19 protein-coding genes and 1 riboswitch are annotated in these 22,849 nt (G+C 28.4%); of the genes, 17 read left to right on the plus strand and 2 right to left on the minus strand.

Annotated elements, in window-relative coordinates; translation table 11 throughout:
* The first annotated feature begins 142 nt into the window (after positions 1-142).
* The 10 genes from htrA to KGF42_RS07170 all read left to right on the plus strand — a co-directional run bounded on the left by htrA (position 143) and on the right by KGF42_RS07170 (position 13,097).
* Positions 143-1,222 carry a serine protease HtrA gene (htrA, locus tag KGF42_RS07125; RefSeq protein ID WP_227826033.1) on the plus strand — a complete coding sequence of 360 codons (1,080 nt, stop codon included), beginning with the start codon at positions 143-145 and terminating at the stop codon, positions 1,220-1,222.
* A 344-nt stretch (positions 1,223-1,566) separates the two neighbouring features.
* Complete coding sequence (locus KGF42_RS07130) at positions 1,567-2,475, plus strand: trans-4-hydroxy-L-proline dehydratase activase (protein ID WP_227826034.1); 909 nt, start codon at positions 1,567-1,569, stop codon at positions 2,473-2,475.
* 4 nt (positions 2,476-2,479) lie between these two features.
* Positions 2,480-4,849, plus strand: coding sequence for a trans-4-hydroxy-L-proline dehydratase (gene hypD / locus KGF42_RS07135; RefSeq protein ID WP_227823050.1), 2,370 nt, complete (start codon positions 2,480-2,482; stop codon positions 4,847-4,849).
* 323 nt (positions 4,850-5,172) lie between these two features.
* Positions 5,173-5,976: a pyrroline-5-carboxylate reductase gene (gene proC, locus KGF42_RS07140; RefSeq protein WP_227826035.1), complete on the plus strand. Its 804-nt coding sequence runs from the start codon at positions 5,173-5,175 to the stop codon at positions 5,974-5,976.
* A gap of 604 nt (positions 5,977-6,580) precedes the next feature.
* Positions 6,581-9,331 (plus strand): sigma 54-interacting transcriptional regulator, encoded by a 2,751-nt coding sequence (locus KGF42_RS07145; RefSeq protein WP_227826036.1) that lies wholly within the window; start codon positions 6,581-6,583, stop codon positions 9,329-9,331.
* Positions 9,332-9,451: 120 nt separating this feature from the next.
* A complete protein-coding gene (locus KGF42_RS07150) occupies positions 9,452-9,931 on the plus strand; it encodes a PTS sugar transporter subunit IIB (protein WP_227823047.1) in 480 nt (159 codons plus the stop codon).
* Between the two features lie 15 nt (positions 9,932-9,946).
* On the plus strand, positions 9,947-10,369 hold the full coding sequence (locus tag KGF42_RS07155) for a PTS mannose transporter subunit IIA (RefSeq protein ID WP_227823046.1): 423 nt from the start codon (positions 9,947-9,949) through the stop codon (positions 10,367-10,369).
* Between the two features lie 39 nt (positions 10,370-10,408).
* The gene (locus tag KGF42_RS07160) at positions 10,409-11,200 is read left to right on the plus strand and encodes a PTS sugar transporter subunit IIC (protein ID WP_227823045.1); all 792 of its coding nucleotides are present in this window, start codon (positions 10,409-10,411) and stop codon (positions 11,198-11,200) included.
* On the plus strand, positions 11,193-11,993 hold the full coding sequence (locus KGF42_RS07165; RefSeq protein WP_227823044.1) for a PTS system mannose/fructose/sorbose family transporter subunit IID: 801 nt from the start codon (positions 11,193-11,195) through the stop codon (positions 11,991-11,993). Before KGF42_RS07160 ends, KGF42_RS07165 begins: the two co-directional genes overlap by 8 nt.
* A gap of 48 nt (positions 11,994-12,041) precedes the next feature.
* Positions 12,042-13,097: an SIS domain-containing protein gene (locus tag KGF42_RS07170; RefSeq protein ID WP_227823043.1), complete on the plus strand. Its 1,056-nt coding sequence runs from the start codon at positions 12,042-12,044 to the stop codon at positions 13,095-13,097.
* A 75-nt stretch (positions 13,098-13,172) separates the two neighbouring features.
* Here the strand turns inward: KGF42_RS07170 and feoB are convergent, their stop codons facing one another.
* Positions 13,173-15,113, minus strand: a complete 1,941-nt coding sequence (feoB, locus tag KGF42_RS07175) for a ferrous iron transport protein B (protein WP_227823042.1) — start codon at positions 15,111-15,113, stop codon at positions 13,173-13,175.
* Positions 15,114-15,130: 17 nt separating this feature from the next.
* Positions 15,131-15,349 (minus strand): FeoA family protein, encoded by a 219-nt coding sequence (locus KGF42_RS07180; protein WP_054275181.1) that lies wholly within the window; start codon positions 15,347-15,349, stop codon positions 15,131-15,133.
* Between the two features lie 206 nt (positions 15,350-15,555).
* Here KGF42_RS07180 and KGF42_RS07185 point away from each other — a divergent pair, with 206 nt between their 5' ends.
* The 7 genes from KGF42_RS07185 to KGF42_RS20445 form a co-directional block, all read left to right on the plus strand.
* Positions 15,556-16,065 carry a Gx transporter family protein gene (locus KGF42_RS07185; RefSeq protein ID WP_227826037.1) on the plus strand — a complete coding sequence of 170 codons (510 nt, stop codon included), beginning with the start codon at positions 15,556-15,558 and terminating at the stop codon, positions 16,063-16,065.
* Between the two features lie 77 nt (positions 16,066-16,142).
* Positions 16,143-16,304, plus strand: a complete 162-nt coding sequence (locus KGF42_RS07190) for an aspartyl-phosphate phosphatase Spo0E family protein (RefSeq protein ID WP_009891746.1) — start codon at positions 16,143-16,145, stop codon at positions 16,302-16,304.
* A 149-nt stretch (positions 16,305-16,453) separates the two neighbouring features.
* On the plus strand, positions 16,454-17,119 hold the full coding sequence (locus tag KGF42_RS07195) for an MgtC/SapB family protein (RefSeq protein WP_227823040.1): 666 nt from the start codon (positions 16,454-16,456) through the stop codon (positions 17,117-17,119).
* Positions 17,120-17,184: 65 nt separating this feature from the next.
* The gene (gene pepF, locus KGF42_RS07200; protein WP_107595167.1) at positions 17,185-18,969 is read left to right on the plus strand and encodes an oligoendopeptidase F; all 1,785 of its coding nucleotides are present in this window, start codon (positions 17,185-17,187) and stop codon (positions 18,967-18,969) included.
* 257 nt (positions 18,970-19,226) lie between these two features.
* A complete protein-coding gene (locus KGF42_RS07205) occupies positions 19,227-20,060 on the plus strand; it encodes a phosphate ABC transporter substrate-binding protein (RefSeq protein WP_227826038.1) in 834 nt (277 codons plus the stop codon).
* A 234-nt stretch (positions 20,061-20,294) separates the two neighbouring features.
* Positions 20,295-20,378: riboswitch (cyclic di-GMP riboswitch) on the plus strand.
* A gap of 1,515 nt (positions 20,379-21,893) precedes the next feature.
* Positions 21,894-22,571: a response regulator transcription factor gene (locus tag KGF42_RS07210; RefSeq protein ID WP_227823038.1), complete on the plus strand. Its 678-nt coding sequence runs from the start codon at positions 21,894-21,896 to the stop codon at positions 22,569-22,571.
* 196 nt (positions 22,572-22,767) lie between these two features.
* A partial coding sequence (locus KGF42_RS20445; protein ID WP_413926999.1) for a hypothetical protein occupies positions 22,768-22,849 on the plus strand: 82 nt, incomplete at its 3' end.

The following is a 22,849-nucleotide window of genomic DNA, read 5'->3' on the forward strand; positions in this document are numbered from 1 at the left end:
TAAGGTTTAATTAAGATTAAAATAATATAATGAAATCATCGAAAAGGAGTTTACTCAAAATAGATGATTTCATTTTTTTATGAAAAATTGGGAAAAATATATTTTGATAATTTATATTATATTAGATAGGGAGTGGTATGAGATGTCAAGAAGAAAGAAAGGTATCAGTTTAGTAATATTAGTCGCTATAATAAGCTCAATACTTAGTAGCTTACTAACAATAATTTTAGTTAAGGATAATTTAGGAAGTAAGTCTGCGGCAAATTCTACACCAATAGTCGTAAATGATGATGGTAAGAGTCAAAATATTTATCAGGCAGTTGCAGAAAAAGCCACACCATCTGTTGTAGGTATTACGACAACTAGTGTCGATACTAATAATATGTTTGCAATACCAACTGAAACACAAGGTGTGGGAACTGGAATCATAGTCGATTCAAATGGATATATACTTACTAATTCTCATGTTATATCAGATGGTCAAGCTACAAGTGTGAATGTATTATTCAATGACGGTTCAACAACTTCAGGTAAAGTAGTATGGTTTGACCAACAACTTGATTTGGCTATAGTTAAAGTTGATAAAACTGGGCTAACACCAGCAGAATTTGCTGATAGTGATAAAGTAAAAGTTGGTGATATATCAATAGCAATAGGTAATCCTCTTGGATTAGATTTCCAAAAAACAGTTACTCAAGGGATAATAAGTGGATTAGACAGAACTATACAAACAGAAAAAACTAATATGACTGGTTTATTACAAACTGATGCAAGTATAAATGCAGGAAATAGTGGAGGACCATTATTAAATCAAAAAGGTCAAGTAATTGGTATAAATACAGCAAAAGCTTCTCAAGCAGAAGGTTTAGGATTTGCAATACCAATTAATACAGCTAAAAGTATAGTTGAAGAAGTAATAAAAACTGGAAAATATGAAAAAGTAACTTTAGGTATAAAAGGTACAGATGTATCAAATTATGAAGCAGCTACAGGTACAAAATTAAGCACTGATAAAGGTGTTTATGTTGCAGAAGTAATATCTGGTTCATCAGCAGAAAAATCTGGAATAAAAGTAGGAGATATTATAACTAAAGTGGGAGATACAAATATAACAGGTATGAATGACTTAAATAAAAAGTTATATACTTTCTCAAAAGGTGCTAGTACAAAAATCACAGTAAATAGAGGCGGAAAAGCAGTAACTATAAATGTGAATTTCTAAATATGACTAGAAGGAGAGAGACTACATGGTAAAGTGTAGTCTCTATTTTTATTTAATTTTTATAGTATATATATCTAAATTAACTAAAATAATATATTGTTTATAGATTATTGTTATATTTACTTATAAAAATAAATTTAATAAGTATTTAAATTTAATTTACAAAAACAATATAAATATCATAATAAAATAAAATTTTTTAATATTACTAAAAATATATAGACAAAATAATAACAAATATAGTATTATGTAATTGTAGAAATGCTTTTCATAGATATAATCTATGGAGATGAATTACATAAAGATGAAAAAATGGAATGGATATTATTTAGGGGTGAAAAATTATGAATCCATTAGTTATAAACTTACAAAAATGTAGCATACATGATGGACCAGGGATAAGAAGCACAGTTTTTTTTAAAGGGTGTCCACTTGAATGTGTTTGGTGTCATAATCCAGAGAGCCAAGCATATACAAAACAAGTTTTGTATAATGAAGAAAGATGCTCAAAGTGTGAAGCATGTATAAATATATGTCCTCATAAAGCAATTTATAAAGGTGAAACAAAAATATGTCTAGACCAAGAGAAGTGTGAGTTTTGTGAAACTTGTTTAGACTATTGTGTAAACAATGCAAGAGAGATTGTTGGTCAAGAGTATTCTGTAAGAGACTTAGTTAAAGAGATAGAGAAGGATAGAATTTTTTATGAAGAATCAGGCGGTGGAGTAACTTTATCAGGTGGAGAAGTAATGGCTCAAGACATGGATTTTATTTGTGGAGTAATAAACATGTGCAAGTCAAAGGGAATTCATGTAGCAATTGATACCTGTGGTTATGCAAAGTCAGAAAATTATGAAAGAGTTGCGAAGTGTGCAGACTTGTTCTTATATGATATTAAGCTTATTGATGAAGAAAAACACATAAAATTTACAGGAAAGTCAAATGATTTAATACTGAAAAATGTTAAGATTTTGAGTGAATTAGGAGCTAATATAAATATAAGAATACCATTAATTGTAGGAGTAAATGTAGATGATGAAAATTTAGAGGTTAAAAAAATGATAGAGTTTTTAAAGCCTTTGAATATAAAAGCAGTAAGTCTTCTTCCATATCATAATATTGGTAAACATAAGTATGATAAAATTTATAAAAAGTATGAAGGAGAAGAATTACAAAGACCAACTGAAGAAAAACTAGAAGAAATAAAAAACCTGTTTGAAGCAAGTAATTTCAATACTAAGATTGGGGGGTAATAAAATGTCAAGAGGAACTTTTGAGAGAACTAAAAAATTAAGAGAAGAAAGTATTAATGCAGAACCACACATATCTATTGAAAGAGCAGTACTTATGACAGAGGCTTATAAAAAATATGAAGGAAGTGTAGAGATTCCTGTACTTCGTGCTTTATCATTTAAGCATTATATTGAGAATAGAACTCTTAGCATAAATGATGGAGAATTAATAGTAGGTGAAAAAGGAGATTCTCCTAATGGAGCACCAACATATCCAGAGATTTGTTGTCATACAATGGAAGATTTAGAAGTAATGCACAATAGAGATATAATAAATTTTAGCGTATCTGAAGAAGCTAGAAAAATACATAAAGAAGAAATAATTCCTTTTTGGAAAAAGAGACAAACAAGAGATAAGATAATAAATTCTATGACACCTGAATGGTTAGCGGCATATGAAGCAGGTATGTTTACTGAGTTTATGGAACAAAGAGCTCCAGGACACACAGTTTGTGGAGACACAATATATAAAAAAGGATTTTTAGCTTTAAAGAAAGACATAGAAGCAAGGCTAAAAGAATTAGACTTTCTAAATGATTTAGACGCATATAATAAAAAAGCTGATTTAGAAGCTATGGCAATAGCTTGTGATGCAATGGTTATATTAGGTAAAAGATATGCTGAGAAAGCAAGACAAATGGCAGAAGAAGAAACAGATGAAGCTAAGAAAAAAGATTTATTACTAATTGCTGAAACTTGTGATGTTGTACCAGCTCACAAACCAGAAACTTATCATCAGGCTATACAAATGTACTGGTTTGTTCATATAGGGGTTACTACTGAACTTAATATATGGGATGCTTTTACTCCAGGAAGACTTGACCAGCATCTAAATCCTTTCTATGAAAGAGATGTGGAGGATGGAATACTAGATAGAGATAGAGCACAAGAATTACTTGAATGTTTATGGGTTAAATTTAACAATCAGCCAGCACCACCAAAAGTTGGTATAACATTAAAAGAAAGTAGCACATATACAGACTTTGCAAATATAAATACTGGTGGAATAAATCCAGATGGTCAAGATGGTGTTAATGAGGTTAGTTATATAATACTTGATGTTATGGATGAAATGAAATTGATACAACCTAGTTCAAATGTTCAAATAAGTAAAAAGACTCCACAAAAATTCTTAAAGAGAGCTTGTGAAATATCAAGAAAAGGATGGGGTCAACCAGCATTTTATAATACTGAAGCAATAGTTCAAGAGCTTATGGAAGCTGGAAAAACTATAGAAGATGCAAGACTTGGTGGAACTAGTGGATGTGTTGAGACTGGATGTTTTGGTAAAGAAGCATATGTTTTAACTGGATATATGAATATTCCCAAAATACTTGAATTAACATTAAATAATGGATATGACCCAATTAGCAAAAAGCAAATAGGCATTAAAACTGGAGACCCTAGAAGTTTTAAATCTTATGAAGAATTATTTGAAGCATTTAAGAAACAATTACATTATATGATTGACATAAAGATAGAAGGAAATGCTGTAATAGAAAATATATGTGCAAAACACATGCCTTGCCCACTTATGTCTACAATAGTTGATGATTGTATAGAAAAAGGCAAGGACTACCAAAGAGGTGGAGCAAGATACAACACTAGATATATACAAGGTGTTGGTATAGGAACTATAACAGATAGTCTAACAGCAATAAAATATAATGTATTTGATAAGAAAAAATTCGATATGGATACATTGCTTAAAGCACTTGATGCTAATTTCGAAGGATATGAAGCCATACTTAATTTAGTTTCAAATAAGACTCCTAAATATGGAAATGATGATGATTATGCTGATGAAATAATGCAAGAGACATTCAATGCATATTACAATGAGGTAACTGGCAGACCAACTGTTTGTGGTGGAGAATACAGAGTAGATATGTTACCAACGACTTGTCACATATACTTTGGAGAAATTATGGGAGCAAGTCCAAACGGTAGACTTTGTGCAAAACCAGTTTCAGAGGGAATTTCACCTGAAAAAGGTGGAGACACTAATGGACCTACAGCAGTTATAAAATCTTGTGCTAAGATGGACCACATAAAAACTGGAGGAACATTATTAAATCAAAGGTTTGCACCATCAGTAGTTCAAGGGGAAAAAGGATTAGATAACATGGCTAATCTAGTAAGAGCATACTTTAATATGGATGGGCATCATATACAATTCAATGTATTTGATAAAAATGTACTGTTAGAAGCTCAAAAGAATCCTCAAGATTACAAAGACTTAATAGTTAGAGTTGCAGGATATAGTGACCATTTCAATAATCTAAGTAGAACATTACAAGATGAGATAATAGGAAGAACTGAGCAAACATTCTAGGATTGTTTGTAAACAAAACTTCTTACTATGTAAAAACGTAACTGATATAATAGAGTATAGATGGTTAGATTCCATTTTAAAAATTTTAGATTAATTATGAGCTAACTTTCTAAATAGGAAGTTAGCTCATTAAGTTTAATGAAAAAATCGTTAAATTTATATTTAATAATTCATACATATATTAGTAAGTAATACATACAAAAAATAATTTATTATAATTATAATAAGGTTATATTTTATAAAAATAAGATAATTTTAAGCAGTTAAAATAAAGTCAATTTAGCTACTTTAAAATAAAACTAATAGAAAAAAGGAGATTTGATATGAAAACTTTAGGATTTATTGGTTCAGGAAATATGGGAAGTGCAATGATAGGTGGTATAGTACAATCAGGATTAGTAAAGGCAGAAGATATAACTGTATCAGACTTAAGTCAAGTTGCTTTAGATAAAGTAAAAGAAGAATTTGGAGTAAATACTACAACTGATTCAAAAGTAGCTGTTACAAACTCTGATGTGGTAATAGTAGCACTTAAACCTAATATATGTGAAAAGGCTTTAACACCACTTAAAGGATTGATAGATGCAAATAAAATAATAGTATCAATAGCAGCAGGTAAAACTATAGAAAGCCTTGAAAGTTTTATAGGTTCAGATAAAAAAATAGTAAGAGTAATGCCTAATACTCCAGCTCTTGTTGGTGAAGGAATGTCGGCTCTTTGTAAAAATAGTAATGTAACTGATGAAGAGTTAAATATGATTAAGGCTCTGTTTGAGTCTTTTGGTGAGGCGGAAGTAGTATCAGAATATTTAATGGATACAGTTACAGGTATTAGTGGTTCTTCTCCTGCATATGTATTTATGTTTATAGAAGCTATGGCAGATGCAGCAGTACTAACTGGTATGCCAAGACAGCAAGCTTATAAATTTGCATCTCAAGCAGTAATGGGGTCAGCTAAGATGGTTCTTGAAACTGGAAAACATCCAGGTGAATTAAAAGATATGGTTTGTTCTCCAGCAGGAACTACTATAGAAGCAGTTAAGGTATTAGAAGAAGAAGGCTTTAGAGCAGCAGTTATAAAATCTATTGTCGCTTGTATAGATAAATCTAAAGATATGAGTAAATAACAGATATAAATGAGGTTTATTATATGATTTCTTGAATTACTTTTTTAGTATTTACTAATATTTACAAAAAAATGTATGAGGTACAAGCAAAAGAAGAGTAATTTGTTATAGAAGGAATTTAATGATTGAGTTAGATTTATTACTTAAATGTTAATAATTAAATAGATATATTTTTAACTATGTTTGAAATGTACTATTGTGAAAAATAAAGTTTATAAGTATCATTGTAAGGCTATAGGTAGATTTATGTAAAAATAAATTCACCTATAGCCTTTTTAAATTTGAAATAATATTCATGAGATAATAAAATTTACAAATGTTTTCTTCACTATAAGTTTTAAAAATATCTATAGTGTTTTACTTTTGGATATGATAAATATATTCTTATATACATTTATATTCTTATTTAGGTTCCATATCAAATATATAGTAGGATAAGTACTTTGAGATTAGGCTAAAAAATCTAGATTTTATACTTATAAAAAGTTTGATTTTAGAACTTAATAAAAGAGAGTTAAGATAGGAATATAATTTGCTTTTTCATAAATATACAAATGATATACTACTATTATAGTATTATTAATATTTATATTGGAGGTTGAACATGAGGGATGAAATTTTAAGCTTTGTAAATGAGTGTGTATTATTTAACAATTTTGATGAACTTAAAAAACAGAGTGGAGTAGTAACAGAAGATATAGTAAAAAAGTTTAATTTAAGTAGAACTCAATCAAGTAGATTATTAAATGACTTAGTAAAGTCTGATAATCTTATAAAGATAAATAGTAGACCTGTTATTTTTTTACCTAAAAATAAGATAAATGATGTAATAGGTCCTACAAAAAAAAGTATTTATGAAAATGTAGATGAACTTAACAATGAGTGCAAATTATTAAAGCAAGAGATTGTGTTTAATAGTATCATAGGGCATGATAATAGCTTAAAAGAGGTAATAGAGCAAATAAAAACTGCTGTACTCTATCCAAATGGTGGGCTTACGATAATGCTGACAGGTGATAGTGGAGTAGGAAAAACTTTTTTAGCTAAGATAATATATAAATATAGTGTAAGTAGTAATGTATTAGAAAAAAATGCCCCATATAATGTGCTAAACTGTGCACAGTATTATAATAATTTGGAGTTATTATCCAGTATATTGTTTGGATATGTGAAAGGAGCTTATACTGGAGCAAATGAATCTAGAGCAGGACTAATAGAGCAATCTGATGGTGGTGTTTTATTTTTAGATGAGGTACATAGATTAAATAGTGAAGGTCAAGAAAAGTTATTTACATTTATGGATACAGGTACATTTTCTAGAATTGGAGAGAATGGAGTAATTAGAAGAGCTAGAGTAAGATTAGTATTTGCTACAACAGAAAGCTTATCTGAGTTTTTACAAACTTTTTTAAGAAGAATACCTATAAATATTTATGTTCCTAATATAGAAGAAAGAGGAACTATTGAAAAAAGGAAAATTGTAGAACATTTTATATATGAGGAGAGTAAGGTGCTTGGTTTGCCTATAGAGATAACTCAAATTACATTAAATATGATTTTAAAGATAAAATTCAAGGGAAATATAGGTGAATGTAAAAATGTAATAAAATATGCATGTGGACGAGCATATGCAAAAAATCAAAGAAGAAATGGAAATATTTTTGTTACTCTCCAAGACCTTCCTAGAAATATTTATATAGAAAATATAGATATATTTCAATTCCAAAGTAGCAAAAGCATTGTATTTTCTCCTAAACAATTTAGTCTTGAGATATCAAATGGAGGAAATAAAAGAAATATAATATATCAAAGTGTCATAAAATGTTTAGATTACTTTGATAGACTAGAAAAAAATGAAATAACAAAAGAGCTATTTAGCAAAAAGAGTTCTAATTTAATAATTAGATTAATGGACAATTTAGTTTTTTCAAATAATGATGAAAATAATAACGTACTTATGGAACTTATAATATCGATAATGCAGGACATATTTAGAAACTTGGAAGTTAATAACAATATAAAATACGATGGGAATAATGTGTTAGCATTTTCGTCTTATCTTTATTTGAAGGAGGAGTCTTATCAATTATCTGATGAATATAAAGCTTTAGAAAGTAAATTACTAATATATTTAAGAAAAGAAAATTATAAAGAATACTCTATAGTAAATAAAGTATCAACATTAATAACGAATAGATTGGATATGTATCTTAATAATGTAGATACAATTATAATGATTATATTTATCAAGTCAACAATTATAAGAATGAAATTTAATCAAGTTAATGCGATTATTGTAGCACATGGATATGCTACTGCCAGTAGTATGGCGAATGTATGTAATCGTATCTTAGGTAAAAATGTATTTACAGCTATTGATATGCCTATAAATTCTACCATTGCTGATGTATCAAAACAAATGTCTAGATACCTAGACGGGTATAGGATAAAAAATGGTTTAATTGTGTTATTTGATATGGGCTCTCTTAATCTTATATACGGAGATTTAAAGAATAAGATAAATAGCCCAATGTTATTTATAGATCAAATATCCACTATTTCTGCACTAGAAGTAGGAAATTTGTTAATACAAGGTAAAAACATTGAAGAGATTGCAGAAATTATGGATGAAGAAATTAAACCCAATATACAATTGTATTATCCTCAAAAAAATAAAGAATATGCTATAGTATCATCTTGTTTTACAGGGATAGGTACTGCTATAAAAATCCAACATCTACTTTCAGAAAGTTTAATTGGAATAGTTGATGTTAAAATAATACCTTATGATTATGATAGTCTTGTTTCTATGGGAGATAAAGACCCAATTTTTGAAATGTATGATGTACTAGCTATAGTAGGAACTGCCAATCCAAATGTAAATGGAGTGGATTTTATACTGTTAGAGGATATAATATCAGGAAAAGGAGAAGATGATGTCTTTAGAATATTTAGTAAAGTAGTAGAAAATGAAAAAATAAAGAACATAAATGATTCTATTGTAAAGAACTTTTCATTGATTAGAGTAATAGATAGTCTGACTATTTTGGATTCGAAAAAGATAATAGAGAGAATAGAAGAGGGAATCAATGTTATAGAAAGTATTCAAAAGAAAAAGCTTCCAAATGATAAAAAGATTGCTTTATATGTTCACTTAAGTTGCATGATTGAAAGATTAGTTAGAAAAGCTGAAATTGAAGAATATACTGATATGAATTTGCTAATTAGAAACCATCATAGTGAAGTTAAATTAATAAAAAATGCATTTAGTGTGCTAGAAAAGAGTTATAGTGTGCAAATACCAATTTCAGAAATAGGATACATCTATAATATTATCTATGGTCTACCACAGTAAAATACAAGATTATAAAATAAATGAATGAAATTTAAAAAAGTATGCCGCTATTTGGCATACTTTTTGCTTTTATAAATGAGAGAATAAAAATTTTTATATATTATGGAGGATTTGAGGAAGATGGTATCTTTAATGAGAATTGATGACAGATTAATACATGGTCAGGTAGCGTATGGATGGGCAACATCACTAGGTATAAATGTAATACTAGTTGCAAATGATGAAGCGAAAAATGACCAAATGAAAGTCTTGTCATTAAATTTAGCTAAACCGAGTAATGTAACTTTATATATAAGGGGGGTAGAGGAATCTGGAGAAATAGTAGAAAAGTTTGCTTCTTCAAAGAAAAGCAATGTATTAGTATTAGTTAAAAATACTAAAGACGCTTTAGTTGTAGCTAAAAACTCAGGAGGAGTATTAAAAGAAATAAATGTAGGGGGATTAAGATATGAAGAAGGAAAGAAGAAACTTACAGATTTAGTGGCTGTTGATGATAATGATATAAATAACTTTAAAGAAATAAGTGATTTAGGTATTGATATAGAATTCAGAATGTTGCCTAGAGACAAAAAGAAGCAACTATCAGACTTAATAAAATAATTTAGGAGAAAGAAAATGAAAAAATTTTTAATTGCAACACATGGAGAATTGTCTAGAGAGCTTGTTGATACAAGTAAATTAATAATTGGTTCATTAAATAATGTTGAGTACTTTTGTATGACAAAGGATAAATCGGCAGATGATGCTGAGAAAGAGATTAGAAGCATATTATTAAATAACAAAGATAGTGAAGAATTTGTTGTATTAACAGATGTATTTGGTGGAAGTGTAGCAAATATATGTACAAATTTACTTTTACAAGGGGTTAAATTTGAGCTATTGACAGGGGTAAATTTACCAATGCTTTTATCTACTCTTTTATTAGCTGAGGAAGATACAAAACTACTAGCTAAATTAGGTTTAGAGGAAGCAAAAAATGGAATTGTTTATGTAAATGAATTATTAGAAAATCAAAATAAAATTAAGAATGTGATGTAATTAATGTAAATTTAAACTAAGTTAAGGTGGAGGTTCACTATGTTAGTACAAGCTATTATGTTAGCTATTATAGCTGGATTTGGTATATTAGATGGACGTATATTTGGTCAATCTATGTTTGACAGACCAATAGTTACAGGTATGTTAGTAGGATTAGTTCTAGGAGATATAAAGTCAGGAATTATGATTGGTGCACAACTTGAATTAATTTGGATGGGAATTGCAGGAATAGGTGCAGCTACTCCTCCAGATGTAGTAACAGGTGGTGTATTAGGTACAGCTTTTGCTATATTATCAGGAAATGGAGCAGAAGTTGCTTTAGCTGTAGCAGTGCCAGTAGCAGTCTTAGCACAATCTCTTGGAGTCTTAGTTAGAATAGTAAACTTATATTTTTCTCAAAAGGCAGTTTTCTATGCTAAACAGGCTGATTTTAAGAAGGTTACCATAATGATGTGGTTACCGGTAGTATTATTCTTTTTAAGTACATCAGTTCCAACATTTTTAGCAATTATGGTTGGTGCTGATAAAGTTACAACATTAATAAATGCAATACCTAAAGTTATATTAGATGGATTGGGTGTTGCAGGGACATTGTTACCAGCAGTAGGATTTGCATTACTTATGGATATGTTACTTTCAAAAAAAATGTCTGTATTTTTCTTTATAGGATTCCTGTTAGCATCTTATGGTGGTTTAGATATAACTGCTATAGCTCTATTTGGAGTATGTGTAGCAGTTGTATTAAACTTTTATATCAATAACAAAGAAAATAATCAAAATCCTCAATTAGCAATCAGCACTTTAACGGAAGGAGAGATTGACTTTGAATAAACTAACAAAAAAAGAATTAAGAAGTATGTTTTGGCGCTCATTTGCCCTTCAAGGTGCATTTAATTATGAAAGAATGCAAAACTTAGGTTACTGTTATTCAATGTTGCCTGCAATAAAGAAGTTATATAATAATAAAGAAAATCAAGCAAAAGCAATAGAAAGACATTTGGAGCTTTTTAATACAACAACAGTAGTAGTTCCTACAATATTAGGTATAACAGCAGCTATGGAAGAAGAAAATGCTAATAATCCAGAATTTGATGAAAGTTCAATAAGTGCTGTTAAAACAGCTCTTATGGGACCTCTTGCGGGAATTGGTGATTCACTATTTTGGGGAACATTTAGAATTATAGCTGCTGGAGTAGGAGTATCACTTGCAAAAGAAGGTAATATATTTGGTCCACTATTATTCTTACTACTATACAATATACCAGCATTTGCTCTTAGAATATTTGGACTTAAATATGGGTATCAGGTCGGAGTAAATTCTCTTGAAAGAATACAAAGAGAAGGTCTTATGGAGAAAATAATGTCTATGGCTACAATTGTTGGTTTATTTGTTGTAGGAGGAATGGTTGCAACGATGTTAAGTATAACTACTCCTCTAAAATTCAACTTAAATGGTGCAGAAGTAGTTCTACAAGATATATTAGATAAAATAATACCGAATATGCTACCTTTAAGTTTTGCATTTGTAATATATTACATGTTAAAGAGAAAGGTAAGTGTAACAAAATTAACTATAGTGATTATAGTAGGTGGAATTGTTTTACATGCTATAGGTCTGTTATAGAAACTAAATTATAATTTATTGAATATATAGATAAGGAAGGCATACAAAATGAGAATACAAGATTATATTTTAGAAACACCAGTTAGAATGAAAGAAATGATATCTAACGCAGATAATTTATTTAATGAGGTTAAGAGAGAAGATATAAAAAAGATTATAATAACAGGTTCAGGTACTAGCTATCACTCAGGAATACAAGTGCAACCTTATTTACAGAATTTATTAGATATAGATGTTGTAGAAATGTATCCATTTATGATAACTGAAGATACATTTAAGCTTGATAATGAAAATACTTTAGTAGTAGGAATATCTCAAGGTGGAAGTAGTTATTCTACATACAATGCTATGAAATTAGCTGAAGACAAAGGTTGTAAAATAGCATCTATGGCAGGATGCAAAAATGCTCTAATAGATGAGATTTCTGACTATATATTAACAGTAAATTGTGGAGAAGAAAAATCTGGAGCTAAAACAAAAGGATATTATTGTACAAAGTTAAACTTAATGTTATTAGGTCTTCAAATAGCTAGAGAAAAAGGTTCAATATCTAGTGAAAAGTATAATGAGGAAATAAATAAGATATTAGATGCAATTGATAGATTTGAAGCAGTGTATAAGTTATCTAAACAATGGATTCAAAGAAACAAAGAAAAGTTAGTTAATTCTAAAGAAATAAGAATAATAGGTCATTCTGAAATATATGGAGATACATTAGAAGCAGCATTAAAGTTATTAGAAACAATGAGAATACCTGTAACTGGGTATGAATTTGAAGAGTTTATACATGGTATATATAATGCTATAAATAGTGATTCTACTATATTTATACTAGATACAGGAAAAGAGCCTAGAGTAACTAAGATGGTTGAAGTACTTTCTGGTTGGACAGAAAATGTATTTGCTATAGGTAGAGATGTCATGGAAGACGATAAAAACTTAAAAATAGATGTTACAGATAATCCTTACTATCAAACATTTAACTTCATAGTACCTATACAATTGATATGTGGAGAAATACCTATATTAAGAGGAATAGACCCAAGTATTCCAAAAGATACTAAGTTCCACATGAAGTTAGGTAGCAAGAAGCTGAATAAGTAAAAAAGAAGCTGTCACACTGCAATTTAAAATTGTTTGTGTGATAGCTTCTTATTTTAAAATTAAAACATTTACATGTTAATGTGTACTACTTTTTTTATTACTATCTTCCTCACTTGAGCAAGAGCCTGGACATCCAGAGCAACCAGAACATCCACTACATCCACTTTTGTTATTTGTAGACTTGAATTTATTAAATAAAATAAAAAGTGCAAGGACTATAATTATTCCACCTATCAAAGCCTCCATTATTGAATTACCCATAAATAGTACTCCACCTATACCTTTAACTATAAAAGCCATTATCCATGCTAGTATAAACTGATATGCAAATGATGCAAACATCATTTTATTGCCATATTCTTTTTTCATAGTTGCAAGTGCAGCTATACATGGAGTATATAAAGCAGTAAATATCAAGAAAGTATATGCAGTAACTCCATTAAATATTGTTGGCAATACAACAGTCAGATTACCATATAGTATATTTAAAGAGTTCACTACGATTTCTTTTGCTCCAAGACCACTTAAAATGGCAACTGAAGTTCTCCAATCATCAAAACCAAGAGGTTTGAATATAGGAGATATAATGTGCCCTAGAGTAGCCAAGAAGCTTACATTTATATCTTCTGTATATCCAAAAACATTGAATGAAGAAAGTCCCCAAATTACGACTGACATTGCAAACATGACAGTAACAACTCTTATCAAGAAACCTTTTGATTTATTCCATGTATTTTTAATAAGTGCACTTATAGTAGGTATTCTATATTCTGGCAATTCTAGTATAAATGGTTCAGCCTCTGTTTTAAATGCTGTCTTATTTAAGAATAATGCAATTACAATTGCCATAACTATACCAACTAAGTATAGTGATGTAGTTACTAAGGCAGCATTATGTGGAAAGAATATAGCTACAAATAGTGCATATATAGGTAGCTTTGCTCCACAAGTCATAAGTGGTGCAATAAGAGCTGTAACTCTTCTATCTTTTTCACTTTCTAATGTTCTAGTTGCCATTATAGCTGGAGAAGAACATCCCATACCCATAACTATAGGTATAAAAGCTTTACCAGATAGACCAACCTTTCTCATAATCTTATCCATTAAAAATGCTGTTCTTGACATATATCCACTATCTTCAAACAACGATATACCAAAGAATAATGTAAATATTAAAGGGAAGAATGGTAAAGTACCACCAACACCTCCAATTATTCCATCAACTATAAGTGACTTAAACCATGGGCTAGAGTTGGATAATATATCACTAACAGGTGCAGAAATATAAGCTTCTATAAGACCAGCAAAGCCCTCTTGTAGTGGTCCTCCAACCCAATCAAAGGTAAATTTAAATAAGAGGAACAATACACCAATAAATATCGGATAGGCTAATATAGGATTTAAAACTATATTGTCTATTTTATCACTGATAGATTTTTTCTGTATGTATGTAGTTTTTGTACATCTTGATAAAATGGATTCTAATTTTTTATATGTTTCTGTTTCACTTCCAAAGTTTTTCTGATATATAAAAGCTTTTTGTGTAGCTCCTTTAATTTCTTCTTCTATTCTCTCAACGCCATTTTTCTTTTTTGCTATAATTGGAACAACAATTACTCCAAGTTCTTCGCCTAGTTTTTTAGCATCTATATTAACTCCCTTAGATTCTGCAATGTCTAACATATTAAGCAGTATAACTATAGGTTTGTTAAATTGCATAAGTTGAGTTGTTAGGTAAAGGTTTCTTGATAAATTAGAGGCATCAACTACATTTACTATTACATCGACATCTTCATTTTCTAAATATGATTTAGAAACCTTTTCTTCGTTTGAGAAAGTATCCATTGCATATATACCAGGTAAATCTACAACTTTTATTTCTTTCCCAAGAAATCCTTCTTTTTTTTCTATAGTAACACCAGGCCAGTTACCTACATATTGATTTGAACCTGTAAGTAGGTTGAAAACAGTAGTTTTACCGACATTTGGGTTTCCTAATAATGCTACATTAATCACAGGTAGCTCCTCCTCTATTATTGTAAAGAAATATTTTTAGCATCAGATTTTCTAATGGCAAGGTCAAAACCTCTAAATCTAATTATAATTGGGTCTCCAAATGGAGCAACCTTTTTAACTTCTATTTCAGTACTATTTATACATCCAAGTGCAAGTAATCTTTTAGATAATTTAATGTTTCCATCTATACTATTAATAAGTCCTTTTTCTCCTATTTTTAAATCGTAAACAGTCATTATTAACACCTCCTAATGAAATTCATTATCATTAAAATTGTAACAAGTATGATGCAAAAAGTCAAGAATTATAGAGGCAATTGTGCGTTGAAATAACTAATATTTATTCTAAACAGATTAAAAAATATTTTAGTCTAAATTAGGTGCTTTTATATATTTTGTATTATAATGTAATATGATAGATAAAATTTGGAGGAGTTAACTTAATGAAAACTAGAAAAATGACATTTTTAGGTCTTATGATAGGGTATAGTTTAGCTTTATATGTATTAGAGACATATATACCAAATCCTCTTATAGTTATATTTCCAGGGGCGAAATTGGGTTTGAGTAATATTATAACTTTAATTTCATTGATGTTGTTAGGTGTCAAAGATACTGTTATAATTGTTACTATCAGGGTAATTTTGTCATCAATATTCGCAGGCCCTTTATCATATCTATTATTTAGTATAGGAGGAACTTATCTAAGTCTTTTATTTATGTATTTATCAAGTAAAATAAAAGGATTATCAATAATAGGGATAAGCATTATAGGTGCAATAGGGCATAATATAGGTCAATTAATAGTTGCAAGTTTAATCATAGAAAATATACTTGCTATAGGATACTTACCATTTATGTTAATGGCATCATTAGTAACTGGTATGTTTGTAGGTTTAGTATCCAGGTATACAATACCTAAATTAAAACATTTTTATAGTAAGTTTTATTGACATAATATTGACAAAATATAATATTGTTTGATAAAATGTATATAAAAATATACAAATTTGTAATAGTGGTGATTATTATGGCGAACAATGAATTAGAAGCGTTAAAAAATGAGATTGAAGCAGTTAGGGAAGAGATAAATACATACATAGAATATCCAGAAATATTTCAAGAAGAGTTAGTAGAATCGAGCAAGAAAATAGATATATTAATAAATAAATACATGTACCTAAGCAAATAGCCCACAATTGTGGGTTTTTTTGTATCAAAAATTAACAGATGGCTATATTTTACATATATTAATAATAATATTAAGATATAAAATAATATTTCTGATGTGTAAATTATCTGTAGGACATAAGTTGTGATTAAGTCAGGAGGTTTTATATTATGATTGATATAGGAAGTAAGGAGATAGCAATAAGGTTACTATTAGCACTAATAATAGGAGGAATAATAGGTCTAGAGAGAGAAAAAATAAGGCAGTTTGCAGGATTTAGGACACATATATTAATTGCAACAGGTTCTTGTATTGTTTCAATAACTTCGATTCAGCTATTTTTTGATTATAATTTGTATACAAATGCTGACCCAGCAAGAATGCCTGCTCAAGTGTTATCTGGAATTGGTTTTTTAGGTGCAGGAGCAATTTTAAAAAATAAAGGTGGAGTAAAAGGACTTACTACAGCTGCTGGGATGTGGGCAACTGCATGTATTGGTATAGCAGTGGGTTATGGTTATTATGAATTATCGATTTTAGGTGGATTATTTGTAATGATAGCATTATTTGTGCTTAGGATAATCAATACATTTTTATTTAGCCAAGAAAAAAATGTATTAATATTAAAATTAAGCAATTTGGATTCTATACCTTTTTTATATGATAAATTTGAAAAAAATCAACTTATTGTAAGAAACATGGAAATAGAATGTCGTAATGAGGAATACTGGAAGGTCAATTTTTTTGTATCTTATGGTAAGAGAATCCATTTACATGATGTTATGAAAGAAATAAATATGATAGAAGGAGTAATAAATGTAGATTATTTGGACTAAAATATATACAATATATTTTGTAAAGTGAATAAAATATAAAACAAATTAAAATAGAGGTGTATGATATGGGAACTGATAGAAGTACAATAGAAGAAAAATATAAGTGGAAGATAGATAAGATGTATTCCAGTAAAGATGAAATAGAAAAAGACATAAGCAAAGTAAAAAATCTTATCCAAGAAGTAAAAGAATATAAAGGGAAACTTTCTGAGAGTAAGGAGAATTTATATAAAGTATTAAATATCTCTGAAAATGCATCTAGAATTGTTCAAAATCTATATGTATATACTCATATGAAACAACATGAAGATACTAGAATCAATGATAATCAAGGAAGAGCTACTAAGACAGAAATGCTATCTACTGATTTGGGTGTGGCTACCTCTTATATAGTTCCAGAAATACTGGCTATAGAAGAAAATAAGTTAAATGAATATTTAAAAGATGAGAAGTTATCTTTTTATACAAAATATATAAAGGATATATTAAGAGATAAACCACATACTTTGAGTGAGAGAGAAGAAGAAATACTTGCAGCTACATCAGAATTATCAACAGTTCCAGAAAATGTATACGATATGTTAGCATATGCAGATATGGAATTTCCTGAAATAGAAGATGAAGAGGGTAATAAGGTTAAGCTTTCTCATTCAAATTACTCTTTATTTATAAAAAGTAAAAATAGTAGAGTTAGAAAAGACGCTTTTGAAGGTGAATTTTCGACTTATGAGAAATATAAAAATACATTTGCATCAACACTTTATGGTGGAATAAAATCAGAAATATTTTACGCAAAAACTAGAAAGTATAATTCAGCAATAGAAGCATCTTTATTTTCAGATGATGTAAGTTTGGATGTCTACAATAATCTTATATCAGCTATAGATGAAAGTCTTCCTATTTTAAATAAATATGTTGAACTTAAAAAGAAATTTTTAGGGTTAAATGAAATACACATGTATGATTTATATGTTCCTTTAACAGATAAGTTTGACATGGATATACCATATGATAAAGCGCAGAATATTATATTAGATGCACTTAAGCCTTTAGGAGAAGAGTATTTGAAAGTTGTAAAAAGTGCTTTTGATGAAGGTTGGATTGATGTATATGATAATGAAGGAAAAAAAGGAGGCGCTTATTCTTGGGGAAGTTATGATTCGCATCCTTATATATTAATGAGTTATAAAAATGACCTTAATTCTTTATTTACTTTAATTCATGAATTAGGTCACTCTGTCCATAGTCATTATTCAAGAACTAGTCAACCGTTTTTATATTCAGATTATAAGATATTCGTTGCAGAAGTTGCATCTACATTGAATGAATTACTTCTTATAAATTATTTATTAGAAAATTCTAAGTCTAAAGATGAAACTATATACCTATTAAATTATTATTTAGAACAATTTAGAACTACAGTTCATAGACAAACTATGTTTGCTGAGTTTGAAAAAATTGTACATGCAAAGGTAGAGAATGGAGAGCCACTTACTGCTGATGAATTTACTGACATATACTATAAATTAAATGAAAAGTATTATGGAAAATCTGCAATAGTAGATAAACAAATAGGAATAGAATGGGCTAGAATTCCTCATTTTTATTCAAATTTCTATGTGTATAAATATGCTACAGGATTTTCAGCTGCAAGTGCTTTAAGTCAACAGATACTTTCAGAAGGCAGTACTGCTGTAGATAGATATATAAACTTCTTAAAAAGTGGAGGGTCAGAGTATCCTTTAGAACAATTAAAATCTGCTGGTGTAGATATGGCGAAAAAAGAATCTATAGAGGAAGCTCTAAATGTATTTGGTAGTTTAGTTAATAGACTAGAAAAAGAGTTATAGAAATACGATAAATTAATAGTGTCATTAAAAATTTATAATAATACTAGATAGTGTATTATATTCATATAATATTAAAATAGCTTTAAAAAATTAATTCAATTGAGAATATACCATATAAAATTAAATTTTTACATGTATTTAACAATATTTACACTTACTTAACCTCGCTCTAATATTCACTTAACAAAAAATATGTATTATTAAAATATAGAGAATATGACAATCAAAAAATTAAAATATAAGCGGGGGTAAGTAAAATGTTTAAAAAGAAAATAGGAGTTCTTTTAGCTAGTACAATGTTAGTTGGAGCTTTAGCAGTAGGATGTGGTTCTAACTCAGGAGGTTCAGGAGATTCAAGTAAAGTTTCTGTTTCAGGTTCGACTTCAATAGGTCCCCTTATGGAAACTATTGGAGAAAAGTTTCAGGAGAAAAATGAAGGTGTTAGCGTAGAAGTACAACAAATTGGTTCTTCTGGAGGTATAAAAAATGCTATAGAAGGAACATCTGAAATAGGAATGAGTTCAAGAGATTTAAAAGATGAAGAAAAAAGTGCTGGATTAAAGGAAACTAAGATAGCAATAGATGGTATAGCATTGATAACTAATACTGCTAACACAGTAAAAAATCTAACAATGGACCAAGTTAAAGGTATATATACAGGAAAGATAACTAACTGGAAAGAAGTAGGAGGAAATGATGCGCCAATAGTAATAGTATCAAGAGAAGAAGGTTCAGGAACTAGAGATGGATTCCAAGAAATTGTAGGATTTGAATCAGAAGAATTAAGTAAAGATGTACAAATAAGTGATGGTTCAGGAAATATAAAAACTACAGTTGAAGGAAATGAAAATGCTATAGGATATATATCATTTGGATATGTTGATGAGAAAGTGAATAGTTTAAAAGTGAATGATGTTGAACCAACTGATGCAAATGTAATAGATAATAAATATCCAATATCAAGACCATTTATATTAGTCAATAAGGAAGACAATTTATCAGAAAAAGGAAAAGCTTTAATAGATTATATATTGAGTGATGAAGGACAAGCACTTGTTTCAGAAAAAGGATTTATCAAAGTTAATAAGTAAGATGAATATTTAATATAAGATAAATATATAGTACCCTGCAAGATAAGCTCATAAAAATGTTGCTATAACTTGCAGGGTATTGTCTATTATTGGTGATATAAGTATAAATATTTTTAGAGATAATAAATATTTTAGTACATTATATCTAAAAAATATGGAAATATTGACAAAATAATATTACAATGTTAGAATAAAAAAGAAATTTACCAAAACATATTAAAGATTTTTAATAAAAATATTTTAGAAACTGAGAAGTATATCTTATTATTGGGCATCTAGAGGTATATGGAGTTAGTGGTGCAACCGGCTATGAATATAATTTTTATATTGCATAGTCTTTTTTTGTTTTAAAATTAACAAAAAAATTGTAAAATTTGAAAATTATCATATTGGTAGTTGGATTTCTAATGATAGATGGAATATAACTTTTTTAAAGTAGCCCTTTGTTGAAAAAAGGAAATTTTTTTAAAAATATAATACAATTATAATAAGAAAATAATGCTTTCATAAATATTAGGATACAGAATGTAAACCTTTTGCAACAAAATATTTACCAAAATAATACAATTTATTTTATATTATAACCATATAAATCACATAAATCAATACTCAAACTGGGTAATGAACAAGTTTCTAGAAAAATAATAGATTTATGATATAAAACTACCTTAAGCTCCATTTTCCAAAATCGGAGACTTTGATTAGTATTTAATAATAAATATTAATATTTAAGACAATATTAAATAATTATTCGAAAATACTTAAGGATTATAGTGCGGTTTGTAAAGATATTATAAAATAATAATACTAATTATATAAAAAATAAAACATTATAATTTATAATGATTAAAACTTGAGACTATGATTAAAATATTTTTGAATGGAGTGGTGTAATGTACAACTTACTGGTTGGAAATGATGATGTTTACATTTTAAAAATAAATCAAATTTATTTTTAAAATAGAGGTCTTAATGTATATACGTCGGAAGATGCTATGAAGATAATAGAAAGTATAGTTTTAGATTGTGTAATCCTGGATATTGTATTGCCAGACATAGATGGATATAAAAATTTACTATTGTATAAAAGAAAAGGTTAACATACTTCTAATATTTTTATCTAATTATGAGCATGAAGAAGAAAGAGTTTTTGGATTCTTAGCTGGAGGAGATTATTATATAATCAAATCTGGAGAATACCTAATATTGGAGACCAACATACAGTATAGATTCATTAGGAAATGTGGGTAAAGAAATCTATTAGATATACATGTATCCTCTTTATTATGATGATAAATAGGAATAGAATAATAATAAAAGAAAAATGAAAAGCTCACAAAAAATCTTTAGTATGAAGTTGAAGTAATGAATAATGAACGTAAAAAGTTTTGGGCAGATGTAGCACATGATTTAAAGAAACCTGTTTCAGATATACAGGAATTCATAGATTTAATATAAGGTTGGGAATGTTCATGTAGATAAAGAGAGAAACATATCTTTTAAGCTTTATTCCAGTTGATGAAAATATAATTTTGTCAATAGATAAAGAAAATGGATTTGTAATTATTGAAATTTATGATAATGGAAAGGAATACCCTCAGAAAATATACCAAAGATATTTGATTGATTATTTATAGAAAGATATAGTAATAAACAAAAAGATTAAGGGTTAAGATTATATATGGTCAAATACATTATAAGAGAGCATTATGGAGAAATCTTTGTAGATTTAGAGTAAGAAAAGGAACTGTTTTTACAATAAAATTAAGTCTATGTTTTTTATAATAATAGCTTATTAATATAAAAGAATAATGATATTTAGGAGTGATTATAATGCAAACTAAGATATTGATAATAGATGGAGACAAAGATAATTGCCAGAAACTAAAAAGATTTCTGGAGGAAAAAGGAATAAGTATAGATTTAGCATATAATTGTGAAGAAGCTATTGGTAAAGTATTTAGTAACAAATATGATTTAATATTTTTAGAAATAATTCTAACTGATGGTGATGGATGGACTCTTTGTAAAAAAATTAGAAATGTAACTACATGTCCAATTGTGTATATGACTTACATAAATGAAGACCAAAGCATTTTAAATGCTTTAAATTCTGGTGGAGATGATTACTTAATAAAGTCTCTAAACTTAGAAATACTATATGCAAAAGTAAAAGCTATTTTAAGAAGAATGAATTCATATGTAAATAATAATGAAAATAATACAAAGTTAGAGGAATATAATAGAACTAGTGGAGTAATAAAGTTAGAAGATAAAATAATAAAATTGACTCCAACAGAAAATAAGTTGTTAAACTTTTTTATAGAGAATCCTGAAAAGACATTAACTATTAAAGAGATATATGAACATGTATGGATGAATGAATACTTAGAGGATAACTATAGTGTGGTAGTTGCAGTGAACGGATTAAGAAAGAAGATAGAGAAAGATTATAAGAATCCTCAAAAGATTATAACAATAAGAGGAGCTGGGTATTATTTTAATAGGTAATTAGAAATTATGAAAATGATATATCAGGAATAGAGAACCAAGTGATTGGAATGTACTCAAAAGGCATGTCCACTTGAGATATATCAAGCCACCTTAAAAGTATTTACGGAATTGATATATATCATTCTCTAATAGCTAAAATTACTGATAGAGAGTTCTACCTTTAGCTCATGAATGGCAAAACAGACCTCTTGATATGATTTATCCAATTGTATTTATGGATGCTATACATTATAAAGTTAGAAGTGAAGGTAGAATAATAAACAAAGCAGCCTATA

This window comes from Clostridioides sp. ZZV15-6383 (assembly GCF_020657735.1).
Classification (GTDB): domain Bacteria; phylum Bacillota; class Clostridia; order Peptostreptococcales; family Peptostreptococcaceae; genus Clostridioides; species Clostridioides difficile_D.

Bases quoted from the DNA above. Each gene is read 5' to 3' on its own strand.
- htrA (WP_227826033.1), top strand. From the start codon at position 143: ATGTCAAGAAGAAAGAAAGGTATCAGTTTAGTAATATTAGTCGCTATA.
- KGF42_RS07130 (WP_227826034.1), top strand. From the start codon at position 1,567: ATGAATCCATTAGTTATAAACTTACAAAAATGTAGCATACATGATGGA.
- hypD (WP_227823050.1), top strand. From the start codon at position 2,480: ATGTCAAGAGGAACTTTTGAGAGAACTAAAAAATTAAGAGAAGAAAGT.
- proC (WP_227826035.1), top strand. From the start codon at position 5,173: ATGAAAACTTTAGGATTTATTGGTTCAGGAAATATGGGAAGTGCAATG.
- KGF42_RS07145 (WP_227826036.1), top strand. From the start codon at position 6,581: ATGAGGGATGAAATTTTAAGCTTTGTAAATGAGTGTGTATTATTTAAC.
- KGF42_RS07150 (WP_227823047.1), top strand. From the start codon at position 9,452: ATGGTATCTTTAATGAGAATTGATGACAGATTAATACATGGTCAGGTA.
- KGF42_RS07155 (WP_227823046.1), top strand. From the start codon at position 9,947: ATGAAAAAATTTTTAATTGCAACACATGGAGAATTGTCTAGAGAGCTT.
- KGF42_RS07160 (WP_227823045.1), top strand. From the start codon at position 10,409: ATGTTAGTACAAGCTATTATGTTAGCTATTATAGCTGGATTTGGTATA.
- KGF42_RS07170 (WP_227823043.1), top strand. From the start codon at position 12,042: ATGAGAATACAAGATTATATTTTAGAAACACCAGTTAGAATGAAAGAA.
- KGF42_RS07180 (WP_054275181.1), bottom strand. From the start codon at position 15,349: ATGACTGTTTACGATTTAAAAATAGGAGAAAAAGGACTTATTAATAGT.
- KGF42_RS07185 (WP_227826037.1), top strand. From the start codon at position 15,556: ATGAAAACTAGAAAAATGACATTTTTAGGTCTTATGATAGGGTATAGT.
- KGF42_RS07190 (WP_009891746.1), top strand. From the start codon at position 16,143: ATGGCGAACAATGAATTAGAAGCGTTAAAAAATGAGATTGAAGCAGTT.
- KGF42_RS07195 (WP_227823040.1), top strand. From the start codon at position 16,454: ATGATTGATATAGGAAGTAAGGAGATAGCAATAAGGTTACTATTAGCA.
- pepF (WP_107595167.1), top strand. From the start codon at position 17,185: ATGGGAACTGATAGAAGTACAATAGAAGAAAAATATAAGTGGAAGATA.
- KGF42_RS07205 (WP_227826038.1), top strand. From the start codon at position 19,227: ATGTTTAAAAAGAAAATAGGAGTTCTTTTAGCTAGTACAATGTTAGTT.
- KGF42_RS07210 (WP_227823038.1), top strand. From the start codon at position 21,894: ATGCAAACTAAGATATTGATAATAGATGGAGACAAAGATAATTGCCAG.